General features: G+C 34.0%; 14 protein-coding genes. 8 read left to right on the forward strand and 6 right to left on the reverse strand.

The features are described from left to right. The first annotated feature begins 25 nt into the window (after positions 1 to 25). Positions 26 to 754 (forward strand): LytTR family DNA-binding domain-containing protein, encoded by a 729-nt coding sequence (locus LUA86_RS05855; protein ID WP_231459675.1) that lies wholly within the window; start codon positions 26 to 28, stop codon positions 752 to 754. Positions 755 to 807: 53 nt separating this feature from the next. Here the strand turns inward: LUA86_RS05855 and LUA86_RS05860 are convergent, their stop codons facing one another. Continuing rightward, positions 808 to 3,516, reverse strand: coding sequence for a PQQ-dependent sugar dehydrogenase (locus LUA86_RS05860; RefSeq protein ID WP_231459676.1), 2,709 nt, complete (start codon positions 3,514 to 3,516; stop codon positions 808 to 810). Between the two features lie 170 nt (positions 3,517 to 3,686). On the opposite strand from LUA86_RS05860, the gene LUA86_RS05865 reads away from it, so the two are divergent. The 3 genes from LUA86_RS05865 to LUA86_RS05875 all read left to right on the forward strand — a co-directional run bounded on the left by LUA86_RS05865 (position 3,687) and on the right by LUA86_RS05875 (position 5,992). Beyond that, on the forward strand, positions 3,687 to 4,037 hold the full coding sequence (locus LUA86_RS05865; protein WP_231459677.1) for a hypothetical protein: 351 nt from the start codon (positions 3,687 to 3,689) through the stop codon (positions 4,035 to 4,037). A 433-nt stretch (positions 4,038 to 4,470) separates the two neighbouring features. Continuing rightward, on the forward strand, positions 4,471 to 5,115 hold the full coding sequence (locus LUA86_RS05870; RefSeq protein WP_231459678.1) for a phosphatase PAP2 family protein: 645 nt from the start codon (positions 4,471 to 4,473) through the stop codon (positions 5,113 to 5,115). 355 nt (positions 5,116 to 5,470) lie between these two features. After that, complete coding sequence (locus tag LUA86_RS05875; RefSeq protein WP_231459679.1) at positions 5,471 to 5,992, forward strand: RNA polymerase sigma factor; 522 nt, start codon at positions 5,471 to 5,473, stop codon at positions 5,990 to 5,992. A gap of 4 nt (positions 5,993 to 5,996) precedes the next feature. On the opposite strand, the gene LUA86_RS05880 is transcribed toward LUA86_RS05875, so the two are convergent. Continuing rightward, positions 5,997 to 6,833, reverse strand: a complete 837-nt coding sequence (locus tag LUA86_RS05880; protein ID WP_231459680.1) for a murein L,D-transpeptidase family protein — start codon at positions 6,831 to 6,833, stop codon at positions 5,997 to 5,999. Positions 6,834 to 6,939: 106 nt separating this feature from the next. On the opposite strand from LUA86_RS05880, the gene LUA86_RS05885 reads away from it, so the two are divergent. After that, positions 6,940 to 7,602, forward strand: a complete 663-nt coding sequence (locus tag LUA86_RS05885; protein ID WP_231459681.1) for an HAD family phosphatase — start codon at positions 6,940 to 6,942, stop codon at positions 7,600 to 7,602. A gap of 237 nt (positions 7,603 to 7,839) precedes the next feature. On the opposite strand, the gene LUA86_RS05890 is transcribed toward LUA86_RS05885, so the two are convergent. The 3 genes from LUA86_RS05890 to LUA86_RS05900 form a co-directional block, all read right to left on the reverse strand. After that, entirely contained in the window at positions 7,840 to 8,022 is a 183-nt protein-coding gene (locus tag LUA86_RS05890) for a hypothetical protein (protein WP_231459682.1), read from the reverse strand. 249 nt (positions 8,023 to 8,271) lie between these two features. Beyond that, the gene (locus tag LUA86_RS05895; protein WP_231459683.1) at positions 8,272 to 9,345 is read right to left on the reverse strand and encodes a PAS domain-containing sensor histidine kinase; all 1,074 of its coding nucleotides are present in this window, start codon (positions 9,343 to 9,345) and stop codon (positions 8,272 to 8,274) included. 101 nt (positions 9,346 to 9,446) lie between these two features. After that, positions 9,447 to 9,914 carry a VOC family protein gene (locus LUA86_RS05900; RefSeq protein WP_231459684.1) on the reverse strand — a complete coding sequence of 156 codons (468 nt, stop codon included), beginning with the start codon at positions 9,912 to 9,914 and terminating at the stop codon, positions 9,447 to 9,449. Positions 9,915 to 10,067: 153 nt separating this feature from the next. Between LUA86_RS05900 and LUA86_RS05905 the strand changes: the two genes are divergently transcribed. Then, the gene (locus LUA86_RS05905; RefSeq protein ID WP_231459685.1) at positions 10,068 to 12,122 is read left to right on the forward strand and encodes a beta-L-arabinofuranosidase domain-containing protein; all 2,055 of its coding nucleotides are present in this window, start codon (positions 10,068 to 10,070) and stop codon (positions 12,120 to 12,122) included. Positions 12,123 to 12,206: 84 nt separating this feature from the next. Here LUA86_RS05905 and LUA86_RS05910 read toward each other — a convergent pair whose 3' ends face one another. Further along, positions 12,207 to 13,094 (reverse strand): polyphosphate kinase 2 family protein, encoded by an 888-nt coding sequence (locus LUA86_RS05910; RefSeq protein ID WP_231459686.1) that lies wholly within the window; start codon positions 13,092 to 13,094, stop codon positions 12,207 to 12,209. 139 nt (positions 13,095 to 13,233) lie between these two features. Between LUA86_RS05910 and LUA86_RS05915 the strand changes: the two genes are divergently transcribed. Both LUA86_RS05915 and LUA86_RS05920 read left to right on the forward strand, forming a co-directional pair. Next, complete coding sequence (locus LUA86_RS05915; RefSeq protein ID WP_231459687.1) at positions 13,234 to 15,681, forward strand: transglycosylase domain-containing protein; 2,448 nt, start codon at positions 13,234 to 13,236, stop codon at positions 15,679 to 15,681. Positions 15,682 to 15,795: 114 nt separating this feature from the next. Beyond that, positions 15,796 to 18,945 (forward strand): basic secretory protein-like protein, encoded by a 3,150-nt coding sequence (locus tag LUA86_RS05920; RefSeq protein WP_231459688.1) that lies wholly within the window; start codon positions 15,796 to 15,798, stop codon positions 18,943 to 18,945. Positions 18,946 to 18,956 lie beyond the last annotated feature (11 nt).

The following is an 18,956-nucleotide window of genomic DNA, read 5'->3' on the forward strand; positions in this document are numbered from 1 at the left end:
ATTAAAATCTCAAAACCTCTTTTACATGCCGATTAACTGTATTGCGATAGATGATGACCCAAGTTCTTTAGAGAACTTAAATTCCTGTTTGATTAAAATTCCTGATTTACAGCTTATAAAAAGCTTTACCGACCCTTTACAGGCTCTAACAGATATTTCATCAGCCGAAACGGTTGATATTATTTTTATGGATATTGAAATGCCAGTATTATCCGGCATTGAACTGGCTTCTTTAATCAGAAAAAAAACCAAACACCTTATTTTTACAACGGCACATTCTAAATATGCTTTGGATGCCTTTAATGTTGCTGCCGATGGATACTTATTAAAACCATATTCTTGCATTCATTTTTCTGAAGCGATTAATAACCTCTATCCAAACGAAAATCCATTAAGTGATGAAATTTTGGGAGATTCTTTTTTTGTTCAGTTAAGAGAAAATAGCCTTGATACAGTTGAAATTGCTTTTAACGACTTAGTTATTTTTGAACAAATTAATGATATGGTTTATTTTAAAACCATTAACGATAATTATATGAGCTTTAGCTTAAGCTTTAATAAAATTGCAGAAATGCTTCGCAAGCATCCGGCATTTATACAGATTAATACTTCAACTATTATATCAAAGCAACATATAAAAAGTTTTTTGGGCGATCAGATTGTCCTAACCGGTGGGTTAGCAACTTCCTTAGCGAATAAATACAAAGATTCTTTTGTTCTTTTTGTTAAGCAAAACCTGATGCAACAAAACTAATTTTTTAATATTAAACAAATAAGGGCTTTGATGAATTTTCAAAGCCCTTTCTTTTATTTAGCATTAAAGATTATTTCTTTTATATAGAGTTTATTATTCGTATCCTTTATTTGCCTAAAGGATATAATAACGTTGTGGAAGTTTCCATCAGTTGCTTCCATTATTGGGAATAATCCATTGTTAAATGTAGATTTTTTAAGAATTTTACCGGCTTCGTTATCTAATCTAATGTCCACTTCGTATTCATCAGAACTCATTTCATGCGAAAGTAGGATTGATTTTATATCTGTTAAATCAATATTTTGAAGTTTTATCCATCCTTCTTTTTTGGTTAACGTTAAACTCCCATCATCATTACGATTAAAACCCGATAAATTTTTACCGATAATATCATTGCTACTAATGCTATTACTTCGTAAATTTAAAGTTGTTAGCGCACTTAAAGGCTTTAATCCATTAGCGCCAAGGTCTGCATAACTTGCTTTAAAAGTTAAAACAGATTTATTTTTATTAATTGTTTTTGGTGGTGTAACAGAACCTTTTGTTGGCAGCGATGCTACTTTATTCTCTTTTGCAGATAAGCTCATCACCCATTCCACAATCTGTTTAACTTCGCTTTCTTTCATTGATGGATGTGCTGGCATAGGAACTTCTCCCCAAACACCTGTGCTTCCCTTAATCACTTTCGAGGCTAAATAATCAACAGCTTTTGGGTCTTTTTGATATTTAAGAGAAATTTTACTGAATGCAGGCCCGATGGATGTTTCTGAAACTTTATGACAAGTGCTGCAATCAGATTTCATCATTAATGATTTTCCAATCATAGTTTGCGCCACCTGTTGATGACCTAATTGAGCACCAGCCATATCAGTGCCTTCGGTATAGTTGCTTGAGATAAAGATTCTATCCTTACTTACAGTTGTACCTCTATCCGACACCAATACTTCATAGTTAACGGCTTTATCCGGAAAATAAAAAGACTTATTGCCTGCTATTTTAATATCAACTTTTGGATGTTCATTACCGGCAAATACCTGAATTGTTTTACTTTTGGTTGCCGCGTTAGCATTATCAACAACAGAAACGCTTACCGGATACTCGCCTGCTTTTGTAAAAGTATGCGTTATTTGAGGTATCGTTGTAGTTTTCTTTAAGCCATTCCCTAAACTCCATATATAGATTAATTTTCCGCCATCAGCATCACGGGCATCAACTTTTGCTATCATTTTGTATGGTAATAAACCGCTTGGTTTTTCAATTTCTAATGCATTAACTACTGGCGGTCTGTTGCCTTTAAGAAAATCTACTCTAACAATTCCAGCATCAGGATTTTTTGAGAACCAGCCTTTTCCATATTCCAAAATATATATTTTTCCATCTGGCCCGAGTTCCATATCAATTGGAGCTGCAAATGATAAGTTCGACATTATTGGCTCCATGCTTAAATAATCGCCATTAGGGGCCATCGTTACCGCTTTTACCCATCCTCTAACCCATTCATAAATAATTAGTTTACCATTGTAGTACGCAGGGTAAGCAGAGAGATTATCAGTATAAAGTACTGGACCGGCCATTGCCGTTCGCCCACCAGAACCAACCTGCGGAAATTCTTTTGATTCTCCGTAAGGATACCATATAAATGCTGCCTGTGCTGGAGGTAAATCATTTAAGCCTGTATTATTTGGCGAATTATTTACAGGTTTTGCTGCATTAAATGCTTCTCCATTGGAGCCATTTGTAAAGTCGTATGCTTTATATGGATAGTTGTTTCCAATAAATAACGGCCAACCGAAATTACCGGCTTTTCTGGCTTGGTTTACCTCATCATAACCTTTGGGTCCTCTCAACTCATCATCATTACTAGCATCTGGCCCAACCTCGCCCCAGTATAAATAACTATTTTTCTGATCAACAGATATTCTATACGGATTTCTATTCCCCATTACGTAGATTTCTGGTCGTCCTTTATCCATTTTAGCAAATAAATTTCCTTCGGGAATACTATAACTGCCATTTTCATTCACTTTTATTCGAAGAATTTTACCACGTAAATCATTCGTATTTCCTGCAGAACGCCTTGCATCATATTGTTGCAAGCCAGGTCTGTTATCTAATGGCGCATAGCCTTTATTCACAAACTTTTGATTTGGAACATCGAATGGCGTTGAATTGTCTCCTGTAGAAATGTATAACAAACCATCAGGTCCGAAAGCGAGCGAGCCACCAGTGTGACAACAAATTTCTCGTTGAGAGTAAAATTCAAGGATTACCTTTTCTGAAGACATACTCAGCATATCGTTTACCATTTTGAATCTTGATAAACGGTTAACCGAACTTCCCATTGGGCTATAAAATAGATACACGTATTTGTTTATACTATATTTTGGGTCGATTGTTAATCCCAATAAACCTTCCTCTGCATTTACATCAGCTAATCCGGTTTTAAAATAAACATCTAATTTGCCCGCTTGAGAAAGTTTTTTAGTTTGATTTTTATACAGCATCAACTCACCTCGTCTTTGCGCCACCAATATATCAAGGTTTGGAAGTACAGCCATTTCAGTAGGCTCCGTAAATTGCCCCTGAACAAGGTTCACTTTAACAAACCGGTCCTGGTCTGGAGTATCTATTCTTAATATTGATTTATTTTTCGAACCATCTTCACTTGTTTTTATGGAGAAAGAATTTTTCGTTAATAAGGATGGCAGAGCAAGAAATGTTATTGCAATACCGGTAATGGCAATGGAGGTTACAGTTTTCATTAAAGGTGCTGGTTAATTATATATGTTAAATATAAATTAATGTTTTAAAATGTATGCAAATGATTTAGTTTATCGGGTAATATTGTTGTTGAAAAAAATATACTGTATAAAAATGAGCTTAGCGTTGTATATTTGCACTACACACCAACAATTATCCCTAAAATCACTTTATGAAAAAGCTATTTGTTATATTGCTTTTAACTTCGCTAAGTTATGCAAGCAAAAGTCAAACATTAATTTTAGCTAAAGATGCTGCACAATACGTAGGTAAAACCGTAACCATTTGCGATTCTGTGTATAGTACTAAGGCTTTAGAAAAGATTAGCTTAATAAATTTAGGCGGAGCTTATCCAAAAGAGTTGCTAACCGTTGCCATAAATAAAGCAGATATTTCAAAATTTTCATCAGAGCCGGCAACGATGTATCTAGGCAACAACATTTGTATTACTGGCGTTGTGAGCGAATTTAAAGGTAAATATCAAATTGTAGTAACTGAACCAAAGCAAATTGTGGTAAAATAATTTTTGAATTAAAGTTTAATCGTTAAAGCAAAATTTCTTTCGGCTAGCTTTTAATAAGTATCGCTCTTTAAAAAATCTATCATTAAAAAACACAACAGATTAGACTTGTTATTTCATCTAATCTGTTTTTTGAGCGTGTAATAAAGAGCGGTTTTTTATAGGTAGTATTTGGGTATACTAAAAGAGCGTTAATTTAGATTGCTTTTACAGTCGACAGAGAGGTAGCTGTGCCGACTGTTTAAGCTTAGATTTCCTATAATCTGCTCGAAGATTGCCAAACTAATTTGTAATACCAATTAGTTTATACAAACAATTTAAAATCCTTGATAGAAAGGATAATATGCATTACAAACTCATATTTAAATAAGATTTCAGATATGTTTAAGGGCATTAAAAATAATTTTATAGTTTTGGATTTTCCATAACATCTGCCATGATTAAAAACAAAAAGCTTCTTTTAACAATTCTTTTTCTACTAATTATCAGTTTTATCATCCTCAGCTTTTATATAGCTAAACATCCCGTTCTTCCTTTCGATGTTAATGTTTCATTAGATGTGCAGAAATACCAGACGGCATGGCTGGACAAATTGATGTTGGCAATAAGTTTTTTTGGCGAATTGCCATGGTCATTACTTTCAGTGTTAGTTGTTGCAGCAATATTCTATTATAAAAATTATAAACGCGAAAGCTATTTTATTGCTTCTGTATTATGCTCTGGCTTAATTATCCTTTGTATAAAAAACATTATCAACCGACCCAGGCCAACAAGCTTTTATGTAAGATTGGTGGAGGTAAATCGCTTTCAAAGTTTCCCTAGCGGACATGTTTTATCTTATGTACTTTTTTTTGGCTTTCTAATTATCTTAATGCAAAGGCTAAAAACCATCCCAAAAAATCTTCGAAACGCGATTACGTATGTTTCTGTATTTTTAGTTGTAATGATTGCCCCCTCGAGAATATACCTCGGGGCACATTGGTTTACTGATACAGTTGGAGGCTTTTTGTTGGGTTTAATCTGCCTGTTCCCGTTATGTTATTACTATTTCAAAAAGCCTGACAACGTAGTGCCCAATTAAAATTAATTCAGATTCGGTTTTAAAATTAAAAAAACGATTTATCTAAACAGAATTTGAGGTATATAGATGTTTTAATGTAGAATTGTGGGTTTAACTATCTTTATTATGTCCAAAACCTCTACAAATTGACCGTATAAATAATCATTTTATCCCTTTGGAATTATTTTATCTATTCTGATAAATACCCAATTAACTGCGTATAAATACCATTTAAGTTTTATACTTAAATTCTTAAACTATCTTCAAAACAAAGAAACCGTCTATTTGGTCTAATTGTATTTTTAGGTCAAATTAGAAATTTATAACGTGGTATATGTTTTGTAAACAAGGTGGGTACATCTTAAAACTAAATATTATGACCACACTTGAGTTTAACCACGTTATTAATGATCATGCAGTTTCTTTGAGGCTACATGCATTAAAATTTACCAACGATGTTGAAGATGCTAATGATTTAGTTCAAGAAACATTATTAAAAGCAATAAGGTTTTATAAAAATTTTCAGGAAGGCACAAATATTAAAGGTTGGCTTTTCGTAATTATGCGTAATACATTCATAAATAATTACAGAAGAATATCAAAAACCAGAACCTTAATTACACAAACTGATGAAATTTCCTCATCAAGTTTAATGCATAGCTCAACAAAAAATGACGCCGTTGGTAAATTTGTTGTTGGTGATATTAATAAAGCATTAGCTTCATTACCAGAAGCTTACCATACACCATTTATTAAATATTTTGAAGGTTATAAATACCATGAAATTGCAGATATGCTTCAGATACCATTGGGAACGGTAAAAACGAGAATATTTGTAGCTAGAGATATGCTTAAAAAATACCTTAAAACCTATGCAAAAGAAACAGCAGGCGAATAACCTGCTATTTCTTGATTTCTATTCTGGTTCCTTCAATTACATGATTAAAAAGTGTATCCATTTCTGCATTAGTCAAAGCAATACAGCCGTTTGTCCAGTCTCGGGCATTTTTTCTTTTCACCGTACTTGCATGAATTAAGATGCTCGAACCTGGTTTTAATCCTTTCTTAACCGCGTTTTCTCTATCAGTTTTGTTTGGATAAGAAATCATAAAGCTTTTGTAAATCTTATCTGTTCTGGTAAATTTAGTATCAAGATGGTATATGCCTTCAGGTGTCTTATTGTCGCCTTCATACTGTTTATGTCCTATCGGATTACCGCCCAAATTGATGTTAAATTGTAACAGATTTTTACCATTTCGCTGTATATACATTTTACGCTGATGTTTTATAACCAGGATATTATCAGCCATATTTAATCTGTGGGCTATGTTTGCGAATTTTTCTTTCACTGAATTTGACGAATCCGGATTACGATACGCCTGATACCTATCTGCACGGGCAATCGCAAAATCATCATTCATTAAAGAATCTATTGCAGATTTTGTGAAACGCTGCAATTTCCATTTCCCCTTTTCTAAAAATATCATTGCATCACCATTAAAAATTGGCTTAATATATTGATGAAATCTTAAAGGCTTTCCGTTGGAATCATCTATTATTATGGTTGTATCTAAACTTATTGGTACTTGATCATAAAAACTATCCTCCCATTGTATGCCGTATTTAATAAATTTTCCGTCCTTATTTATTCGGTTTGCTTTATCATCCTTCTTGTTATATTTCCAAAATATAAATCCGATTATAATTAAAAACGGAAAAATTAAGCTTAAATATCTCATATAAAGTATTTATGTATTCTTAAACTAATATAACTAATTAAATAGTTTGAATTAATTCTTCGATGATTTTTCCTATTTCTATATCTTTAGGGCTTAATACTGATAAATGAAATTTAAACCGAAAGCTCTTTTATTTGATTTGAATGGTACGATGATAGATGACATGGACTATCATAATAAAGCCTGGCACACCATTTTAAATGATGATTTGAATGCGAACATCTCCTATCAAGATGTTAAGCTCCAAATGTATGGTAAAAACGATGAGCTGCTTCAGCGTGTATTTGGTAAGGGCTATTTTACACAGCAGCAAATGGACGACATATCAATAAAAAAGGAAAAAATATACCAGCGAGATTATCAGAAAGATTTAAGATTAATTGATGGCTTAGCTAAAATTCTAGATAAGGCAAAATTTTTGGGATTACCTATGGCTATTGGTTCAGCAGCCATACCATTTAATATCGATTTTGTTTTGGATGGTTTAAATATCAGAAATTACATTAGTGCTATTGTAAGCGCAAATGATGTTGCAGAGAGCAAGCCTCATCCAGAAACTTTTTTAAAGTGCGCAACCATATTAAATGTTAAGCCCACCGATTGCCTGGTATTTGAGGATGCACCTAAAGGCGTTGAAGCAGCATTTAACGCCGGCATGAATTGTATCGTTTTAAGCACTGCTCACCCTGCTGAAGATTTTATTAAATACCCAAATGTTTTAAAAGTTGTTAAAGATTATAACGACCCCTATTTTGATACTTTAATCTGATGCAAAATAGAAGTTTAATCATCATGTAGTTATTAACATTTTTATGCTTTTGTTTATAATTATTTTTTGAAACGAAACCTTTCATTCACTAACTTGTTATCAACAAATAAGCAGAAAATAAGTCCTGTGAGCGGGGTATCCGTGTAGGGCAGGCACCTCATAACAACAAAACAAATTGAACCAAAAAACAAAGCCCTGAAAAATTTCAGGGCTTTGTTTTTTTTTGCTAAAACTATATTATCGTATTAAAAAAAGTATTTTATCATTTTTTAATTTGTAAAAATATTTTCGTCGCCCTTTGGAAAGAATAACCTGAATTTTTTCTACCAAACCTAACTTGCCATGTTTGTAGCAAATTCGATCGCCTTCCTTAATGTTATCCAATTCATGTGAAGGTGTATTGTGGTTAACTTCTATCATGATATTTTAGATTTAAAATACCAAAATCGATGCAAATGATTAATTATTCTAATTGAAGATAAAAATTGCAGGCTACATTAGCATAACCTGCAATCCTCTAAATTAATCATTGCTTCCAATCCTGATAAGCTTTTTATGATTAACCACAAATTAGATAAAATGTTAAAATTTTAATCGGTATGAATAAAGTGAATAAAATCAAACAGAAATGAATGAATACAAAATCAAAAAAAATGAATAAAAATAATTTTATTTAGGTATTTCGATGAAGAATTTAGCGCCCATATTTTCTACACTTTCTAACCAGATTTTACCATTATGAAGTTTTACAATTGCTTGTGCAATTGCCATCCCCAAACCCCAAGAATCTTCACCATTTAATCCATCTCGCATAGCTACGCCAAATCTATCAAATATAAAAGGCTGCAAATGTTCAGGAATGCCTATCCCGTCATCACTTACAGTTATTAAGGCATTTTCTCCATTATCTTCTACATGAACAGATATTGTTCCATTAATTTCAGTAAATTTTATGGAGTTAGATATTAAATTGTTAATCACCTGCATTAACTTCATACTATCTATTGCAGCATATAATTTCTCTTCTTCGCATGTAAAAATAAAATTCCTGAACAGGTTAGATTCTGCTTTTTTGTAAAAACCAAGCACATCTCTAATTTCGCTAACTAAATCTGCCCGTTCTTTCCGAATTTCAATTTCTGATGATCTTAAAAATTCATGATTTATTAAATTTCTGATGAGCAAAATATTTCTTTCGCACATATCTTGAATAAATGTTAGCGAAGTTAAAATCCTATCCTGCCCTTCAAAAAGTTTATCTTTAAGTAAATCAGAAACTGCCATACTAATCATGGCCATTGGTTCTTTTAAATCGTGAGAAACAATTTCGAGTGTAGTATTTTTTCTTGCATTTATTTTTTCAATGTGAAAATTGTTATGCTTAGCTACGCTAACATCTTCGGCAATGCCGGATATGCAAGAGAGTTTACCGTCTTTTTTCATCGGGTAGGCACTAACCCTTATGTACTTGGTGTTTTGTTCTGCATCAATAATCCGAAATTCGTATTTTCGGTTAACGGCTTCCTGCGAACTTTCTCTATAAAACTCTAAAACCAGGTTTACATCCTCTGGATGAACAAAATCAATTATTTTTATTGGATTTTCCTTAACCGAATGCCGATCAAATCCAAATATTGGTTCGAATGCCGGTCCTAAATAATCAAATTCTTTAGTTCCGTAGTTGAAAATAAAATAAATATCTCTTGAGGTGTCACCAATCTGACAAAATATCTCGCTCTGCATTTTTAAATTTATAACAATAAGATGGACCGCAAATTAATAAATAGATTTAATGCTTCCTTAAAAACCGGTATTTGTTTGCAATTTCAAGTATTTTCAACATCCTACTCTTTGGCATCGTTCACTTCTAGCCAGTGACCGTCTAAATCTTTAAAATAAATTTGTTTAACACCATCAACACGTACGGTAACTGCACCTGGTTTGCCTGGCCAGTCTTCAAATTTTATATTTTTTGCATTTAGCTTTTTAATAAATTCATCTATAGAAGCCACACTAAAGCATAAATGGTTATTTTTATTAAAGGTGGCCTTGCTATCATCACCCTGAATAATGTGTAAATGACCCGCCTGCCCCAAGCTAAACCAAGTATGCTTACCATCTTTAAAAGGCTCTGGAATTTGTGGCAAATTGAATAGACTTTCATAGAAATCGCTTGCTGTCTTTAAATCAGCAACATAGACAGCAATATGGTTTAGCACCGCAGGCGCTGGTTTTTGTTCTGTTTGCGCCATTGTTTTTTGAGTTAATCCAATTAGAATTATGGATAAAATTAAACGGAATGAGATATTCATGAGGATTTTATTTGATAACAAAGTGGTAAAAATTAGTGAATTATTCAAAATTATTAAGGGAAATATTACCATGTAACATTTCTAATTTATTCGGTTACTAAATCGAATAAAAATTTTAAATTTATTGAACTAACCATTAGCTAAATCGATTTTATGAGCCACAAATCTCCCCTACTAATTTTATTAATTTTTGGAGTTATAGGTAGTTTAAATTTAAATGCACAAAGCCTAAAAGTTTCAGTTGTTAAAAACACCAACAATAACCTAGATAATAAATTCTATCAAAATAACAGAGCACCACTTTTAAAAAACCATTATATAAAACTGCCAATAGGAAGTATAAAACCAGGCGGATGGTTAAAAAATGCTTTAAATCTTCAGAAAAATGGATTAACAGGTAATTTAGGTGAGATTAGTATTTGGTTATCCAAGGAAGATAATGCCTGGTTGCACAAAGATGGTAAAGGTAAGTATGGCTGGGAAGAACTTCCGTATTGGTTAAAAGGATATGCAAACATTGGTTATATGCTCAATGATCAGAAAATGATATCTGAAGCAAGGTTTTGGTTAAATGCTGCCATCAACAATCAGCGCCCTGACGGAGATTTTGGACCTTTAGTAGAAAAAGGAGAAGGCAAAAGAGATTTGTGGACTAATATGCCAATGCTATGGTGTTTGCAAGCCTACTATGAGTACAGCGGTGATAAGAGGGTAATTGATATGATGACCAAATACTTCAAGTGGCAACTTTCTATTCCGGATGAGAAACTTTTGGAAGATTATTGGGAAAAAAGCCGAGGTGGAGATAATATTGTAAGTATTTATTGGCTTTATAATCGCACCGGAGATAAATTTTTACTTGATTTAGCCACTAAAATTGATAAAAACACATCAGATTGGCGACAAAAAAACAATTTACCGAATTGGCACAATGTTAATATTGCTCAATGTTTCCGCGAACCCGCAACCTATTATTTACAGAGCCATAATAAATCTGATTTAGAGGCGAGTTACAACAATCAAAAACTTATCAGAGATATTTATGGTCAGGTTCCGGGCGGGATGTTTGGTGGAGATGAAAACTCCAGAAAAGGTTATGATGATCCTCGACAAGCAGTTGAAACTTGCGGTATGGTAGAGCAAATGACATCAGACCAGATGATGCTCTCTATGACTGGCGATACTTTTTGGGCAGAAAACTGTGAAGATGTAGCATTTAACACTTTCTCGGCTGCATTTACACCAGATTACAAAGCTTTAAGATATCTAACAGCTCCAAATATGGTTATCAGCGATGCAAAAAATCATCATCCTGGAATTGATAATACCGGACCGTTTTTAATGATGAATCCTTTCAGCAGTCGCTGTTGCCAACATAACCACGCGGCAGGTTGGGTTTATTATGCAGAGAATACCTGGATGGCAACTCCAGATAACGGAATAGCAGCACAGCTTTATGCAGAATCATCAGTAACCGCAAAAGTTGGATCTGGTACGAATGTTACAATTAATCAAGTAAGCAAATATCCATTTGAAGATAGGATAAGCCTTTCTATAACCACACCCAAACCAGTGGCGTTCCCGCTGTATCTACGTATACCGGCATGGTGTAAAAATCCAAAGGTTAAAATAAATGGAAAAGAACTGAGTATTAATGCACACATTGGTGGATACATTAAATTAAATAACCTCTGGAAAAATGGCGATAAAATCGCTTTGCAATTTCCTATGAATTTAGTACTGCGAGCGTGGGAGAAAAACAAAAATAGCGTAAGCGTAAACTACGGTCCGCTAACATATTCTTTAAAAATTGATGAAAATTATATGGAGAAAGATAGTAAAGAAACCGCCATTGGCGATTCGAGATGGCAAAATGGTGCAGACCCGAAAAAATGGCCATCGTATGAAATACATCCAAAAACGGATTGGAATTATGGTTTGGTGATTGATAAATCAAATATTGAGAAATCTTTTTCGGTTATTAAAAAACAATGGCCAAAGGATAATAATCCGTTTACCAATACAAATGCACCAATTGAAATTAAAGCTAAGGGCAAACTTATTCCTGAATGGAAAATAGACCAATATGGCTTGGTAGATGTTCTACCAAAAAGTCCTTTAAACAGTAAGGAAACTGCAAAGGAAATTACATTAGTACCAATGGGCGGAGCGAGATTAAGGATTTCAGCTTTTCCTATTGTAAATTAGTAAAAACTAGATTTGCCTGAGCTTGTAGAAAAAACAATTTAAATATATTTTAAATCTTTCTCTACAAGCTCAGGCATGCAAATGCTAATCTATTTCTTCAGCAAGCAATGCTGTTTTTGTTTCCATCAGTTTTCCTTGTTCAATTTCATCTAATACAGGAAATTTAAGATCCATGCTTTTTAACTTATCTTCGATAATTTCGCTTATTGCCAACCTTGCAAACCATTTTTTATCTGCCGGAATAACATGCCAAGGTACATCTTTGGTGGCTGTTTCGTTAATTGCATCCTCATAAGCTTTCATGTAATCCTTCCACAAAGCTCTTTCTTTTATATCACCCGAAGAAAATTTCCAGTTTTTAGTTGGGTCTTCTATCCTATCTAAAAAGCGTTGCTTTTGTTCATCTTTGCCAACATTTAAAAAGAATTTTAATATCACAACGCCATTTGCGGTTAAATGCTCTTCAAAATTTCTGATGCTTTTATAACGCTGTGTCCAAAAATCTTTATTGATATCCTTTTCATTTGCATATCCCGGAATATTTTCACTTAAAATATAATTTGGATGCACTTTACAAACCAATACATTTTCGTAGTGCGAACGATTGTGAATACCTATCCTGCCCCTTTCTGGTAATGCTTTATAATGCCTCCATAAAAAATCGTGTTCATATTCTTCTGTTGTTGGCACTTTAAAACTAAATACCTGGCAACCTTGCGGATTTAAACCACTCATAACATGTTCAATTGCACTATCTTTTCCGGCAGCATCCATCGCCTGAAATATAATTAGCAGAGAATATTTACCAGAAGCATATAATTTTTCTTGTAACTGACTAACCTCTATTTTTGATTTTACAAGTGCATCCTTCGCTTTCTCTTTATTATATTCTCCAGTATAATCTGTTTTAACATTTTTTAGCGAAAATTTTCTATCGCCTTGTACAATTAGGCTTTTAAATTCGTTTTTCATTTCTATATAAAGCTTTAATTTTAACGTGATTTATTTAAATATAGACTAAAAAATAAGTAAATTAAATACGTTAATTTGTATTTAGAGTTTTTTTTATATTTATCCCTATTGCCTTTACCTACTCAACATCTTACACTATATGTTTAAAGAGATAAAAAACAAGTACTTACGTTATACCTCAATTTTTGTTTTTTTTGTAATTATTTTCTTTTCTGCACTTCAGCTCAACTTTTTGTGGCTGTTTGGCTATTCTCCAAGCTATCGCGATATTAAAGTACCTACCCTGCGAGTAGGTTCTGAATTGTATACCGCAGATGGAAAACTTATAGGCAGATATTTTAAAGAAAACAGAACACCCGTAAATTATAATGAAATTTCGCCAAGTGTAATAAATGCGCTAGTAGCTACAGAAGATGTAAGGTTTTACAAGCATTGGGGAATTGATGCGCAAGCGGTGGGGCGTGCAGTTGTAGGTTTTGGTAAAGAAGGTGGGGCAAGTACAATTACCCAACAATTAGCTAAAAATCTTTATCGTACCCGCTACAACAAATCTCAAGGGGTTTTAAACAAAATCCCATTGGTAAGAACCATGATTTTTAAGCTTAAAGAATGGATGACTGCTGTAAAATTAGAATCCAATTATTCTAAGCAAGATATTATTACCATGTATCTAAACACGGTATCGTTCGGAAATAATGCATACGGAATTAAAACCGCAAGTAGAATTTATTTCGATAAAGAAACAAAAGAATTATCTACAAATGAAGCGGCAATGCTTGTGGGAATGCTTAAGGGAACAACATACTACAATCCGGTAAAAAACCCAACAAGAGCCTTAGATAGAAGAAATACTGTTCTAAACCAAATGAATAAGTATAAGTTTTTAAGTAAGGATAGTTTAACTCAATTTGCTAAAGAACCAATAAAACTTAAAGAAGGTAAAATGGAAGATGGCAGCGATGGTGACTCGTATTTAAGAGCAGCTGTTGCAAAGCATTTAGAAAAATGGTGTAAAGATAATGGATATGATTTGTATGAAGATGGATTAAAAATTTATACCACTATTGATTCGAAACTTCAAAAATATGCTGAAGAAGCTGTGCAAGACCAAATGAAAGTTATTCAGCGTAGGTTTTACAGCGTTTGGGCAAATGAAGACCCGTGGTACGATTCAGAAAAAAACAAAGTTGATTATCCGGATAGAGCCATGAAAAACCTGCCAATTTATAGTCTGCTACAAAAGAAATTCCCTAATAATCCTGATTCTGTTACGGCCTATTTTAACAAGAAGAAAAAGATGCAAATCTTTACTTACAAAGGTGATAGAGATACATTGTTTTCTACTTTAGATTCTATTCGTTACTACGGAAAAATTATGAATACCGGCATGATGACTATGGAGCCATCAAGTGGTAAAATTAAAGTTTGGGTTGGTGGTATCGATCATAAATTCTTTAAATATGACCATGTAAATCAGGCAAAACGTCAGGCGGGTTCTACATTTAAGCCCTTTGCTTATTTAACTGCCCTAGAGCAAGGCATGAGTCCATGCGATAAATTTACCGATAAGCCTGTAAAAATAGCTTATCAAAATAAAGGCAAAACTGAATATTGGGAGCCAAAAAATGCAGATTACAGCGTTAGTTATCAGGATATGAGTTTACGCTTGGCTATGGCACGTTCTGTTAATACCATTACTGCACAGGTAACAGAAAAAGTGGGATGGGATAATGTGGTAAAATGGGCGCATGAATGCGGTATTGATAGTCATTTAGAATCTGTTCCATCTGTTGCATTGGGTTCAAACGATGTTACAGTTTACGAAATGGTTAAGGCTTATGCCACATTTATGAATAATGGCGTTAAAACTGATCCAATTTTAGTTGAAAAAATTACTGATCAGGATGATAATATCATTGATGAATTTAAGCCGAAAACAAAAAGAGTTTTAAGCGAAGAAATCGCCTGGTTAATGACTTACATGTTTCGCGGAGGTATGGAAGAGCCAAGAGGAACTTCTCAGGCGCTTTGGGAATGGCCCGATTTATTTAAAAAGAACAACCAGATTGGTGGCAAAACCGGAACGTCATCTGATTATGTAGATGCCTGGTATATGGGCCTTACCAAAGATTTAGTAACAGGTGTTTGGGTAGGATGCGATGAAAGAACTGCACACTTTAAAAATGGAGAACAAGGAGAAGGCTCTAGAACTGCCTTGCCTATTTTTGCTAAATTTATGGAAAAGGTTTATTTAGATCCAAAATCGGGTTACACGTATGGTCTATTTCCAAAAGCTACGGTAGAAATTACAAGAAGTTATAACTGCCCTAGTCCGAGATACGTTCAGGATACAACTTCTACTGACAGTGTAGCAGTAGATACTGCTGCCGTTGAGGAGGCAGTGCCTGGTGAAACAACTCCAGCTACCGTACCAACAGAAACGGAAGTAAAAAAGGATGAGAAGAAAACTGAACCTGCGCCAAATCAACCTGCTGCTGTAGTTCCGTTAACAAAAAAAGAAGAGCGTGAACTTAAAAGAAAGCAGCGCCAGGAAGAGCGTGAAAAGAGAAAAAATGGCGATAATTAATTTACTCTTTTAAATAATGTTAAAATTTTAATAGTGATTTAAACAATCACTATTTTTATTTCCAGATAAATTTAAAATCAGTTTTTTTAAACTGCATAAATAAAAACCACACGTATGAAAAAAACCTCTACTTTATTAAGGCAATTTGTACCGGCTTTACTCCTACTTTTTATTGCATTTTCTGCACAGGCACAATACTTCGGACAAAATAAAGTCAGATATAAAAAGTTAGATTTTAAGGTTTTACAAACACCACATTTCGAAATCTATTATTATATCAAAAATGATAATCTTTTAAAAAAGTTTACTCAAGATGCCGAGACCTGGTACAAGATGCATCAAGAAGTATTTAGAGATACCTTTCTAAAGAAAAACCCAATTATCTTATATAATAACCATCCTGATTTTCAGCAAACTACAGCGCTTAACGGAGAAATTGGTATAGGTACAGGCGGTGTTACCGAAGCCCTTAAAAATAGGGTTATTATGCCGGTTATGGAACTTAACAATCAAACCAGGCACGTTTTAGGTCACGAGTTGGTTCACGCCTTTCAATACCATGTTTTATTAGAAAAAGATTCGATTAGTTTAGATAATGTTGGCCAAACGCCTTTATGGATGGTTGAAGGTATGGCTGAATATTTATCCATCGGCAAAAAGGATGCTTTTACGTCAATGTGGATGCGTGATGCAATGCTTAACCGTGATATTCCTTCATTAAAAGACCTTACAAATTCTAATAAATATTTCCCATACCGTTATGGTCAGGCCTTTTGGACCTATATTGGTTCGCAATATGGCGATACTACAATTGTACCTTTATTTAAAAATACAGCTAAATATGGCTATGAAAATGCCATCAGGTATACATTTGGCTATGATGACAAAACACTATCCGGTTTATGGAAAAATGCCATTGATGAGCATTATAAACCTATGTTAAAAGCAGATAGTTCTCAAATTAAAATTACCGGAACAAAGATTTTAGATAATAAAAACGCAGGAAATATGAATGTAGCTCCTGCCCTTAGCCCTGATGGTAAATTTGTGGCGTTTATGTCTGAAAAAGATTTATTTGGTATTGATTTATTTCTTGCGGATGCAAAGACGGGAAAAATAATTAGAAAATTAACAAGCCAGATTTCAAATGGCCACATAGATGATTTTAACTTTATAGAATCTGCAGGTGCCTGGTCTCCGGATAGCAAGCAATTTGCCTTTAGTATTTTTAGTGGTGGTAAAAACCGCATGATGATTATTAATGTGAGCAACGGCAGCACGGTTTTAGAAACAGATATGGGCGAAGTTAGCCAGTTCGGTAATTTAACCTGGTCGCCAAATGGTAAAGACATTGCCTTTTCTGGAATGGTTGAAGGCCAAAGTGATATTTTCTCTTACAATTTAGATACTAAAAAGGTTACACCGATAACAAATGATGCATACTCAGATTATGCACCTAATTACTCACCTGATGGAACAAAAATTGTATTTTCATCAGATAGAGGAGCCATTCAAAGCAATAATATTACGGCTGTACATCCAATAAACTTAGCCGTTTATGATATTGCTTCTAAAACCGTTAACAATGTTGATGTTTTTCCAGGTGCAAATAACTTAAACGCACAATTTGCTCCTGATAGTAAAAGCGTTTATTTCCTATCTAACAGAGATGGTTTTAGAAATCTTTACAAATACAGTTTTACTGATAATACTGTAGATCAATTAACTGATTATTTTACTGGTATAAGTGGAATTACGGAGTTCTCTCCGGCAATTTCGGTTTCGCAAACTAATGATATTGTTTACAGTTACTACCGCTACCAGCGCTATACCTTGTATAATGCAAACCTAAATAGTTTTAAACCAAAAAGAATTAATAGCCGCGATGAAAATTTTGATGCAGCTGTTTTGCCACCGATGGAAAATGTTGGCGTAAACATCATTAATTCCAACCTGATAAATTTTGATAGATTTGAAAAGGTAATTGCAGATTCTATGCGGGTTGTTCCATATCGCCCTAAATTTAGATTAGATTACCTGGCAAACAGTGGTGTTGGCGTTTCAACCAGTCGCTTTGGTACCGGTGTACAAGGAGGTATTGTTGGAATGTTTAGCGATATTTTAGGTACAAATCAAATCATTGCAAACCTATCTGTAAATGGTGAGATTTATGATTTTGGCGGTTTGGTTGGTTACATTAATCAAAAAAGTAGAATTAATTGGGGGCTTGCAATATCGCATATCCCTTACGTTACAGGTTTTAATTCTTATGGAAATGAGAGGCTGACATCGGGTTCAAGTACCATTGATGTAATTAATCAGCGAACTGATATCATCAGAACTTTTGAAGATCAGGTTCAACTATTTGGAGCTTATCCGCTTAGCAAAATCCATAGGTTTGAACTTGGGGCCGCCTTCTCTCGTTACAGCTACAGAATTGACAGATACAGTAATTATTACAACAACACTGGTTTCTATGTAGGTTCAGAGCGAAGCAAAGTGTCAAATGAGCAGGCTACCCAAGATTATGGCGTACCATTTAATCCATTTACCTTGTATCAATTAAATGCCGGCTTTGTTGGCGATAATTCTATCTTCGGATTAACTGCGCCTTTAGATGGTTTTAGATATAGAATTAGCGGAGAAAAATATCTGGGCACGTACAGCTTTGCAGGTGCAACAATTGATTTAAGAAAATATTGGAGGCTTAAACCCGTAACACTTGCCGTTAGAAGTTACAACATGTTAAGATTGGGCAAAGATGCTGATAGACTTTATCCACTATTTTTAGGCTATCCATACTTAATAAGAGGTTACGAATCTAACTCTATTTATAAAACCACTACAGAAAGGGCCAATCAATCTTTCGACATTAATCAATTGAGTGGTAGTAAAATGGCCGTATTTAATTTTGAAGTTAGATTACCATTTACAGGCCCTAAAAAATTGGCTGCAGTACCCTCAAAATTTTTATTTTCTGATTTGAATTTGTTTTTTGATGCTGGTGTTGCCTGGACTAATGAGACTCAGGTTTCATTTAAAAGTGAACCAACTTATGTTGCCACACCAATTATTGGTGCCGATGGTACCCAAACAGGCTCTTACCTGGCCACTACAGAACGTGTTCCGGTTATGAGCGTTGGTTTATCTTTAAGAGTAAACGTATTTGGCTACTTTGTAATAGAGCCATATTACGCCATACCTTTTCAGCGAAAGGATGTTAAAACCGGTGTTTTTGGTTTAACTTTTGCCCCGGGTTGGTAAGCAAAAAATGA

Origin of the sequence: Pedobacter sp. Leaf132 (assembly GCF_920984695.1) — a bacterium.
GTDB lineage: Bacteria > Bacteroidota > Bacteroidia > Sphingobacteriales > Sphingobacteriaceae > Pedobacter.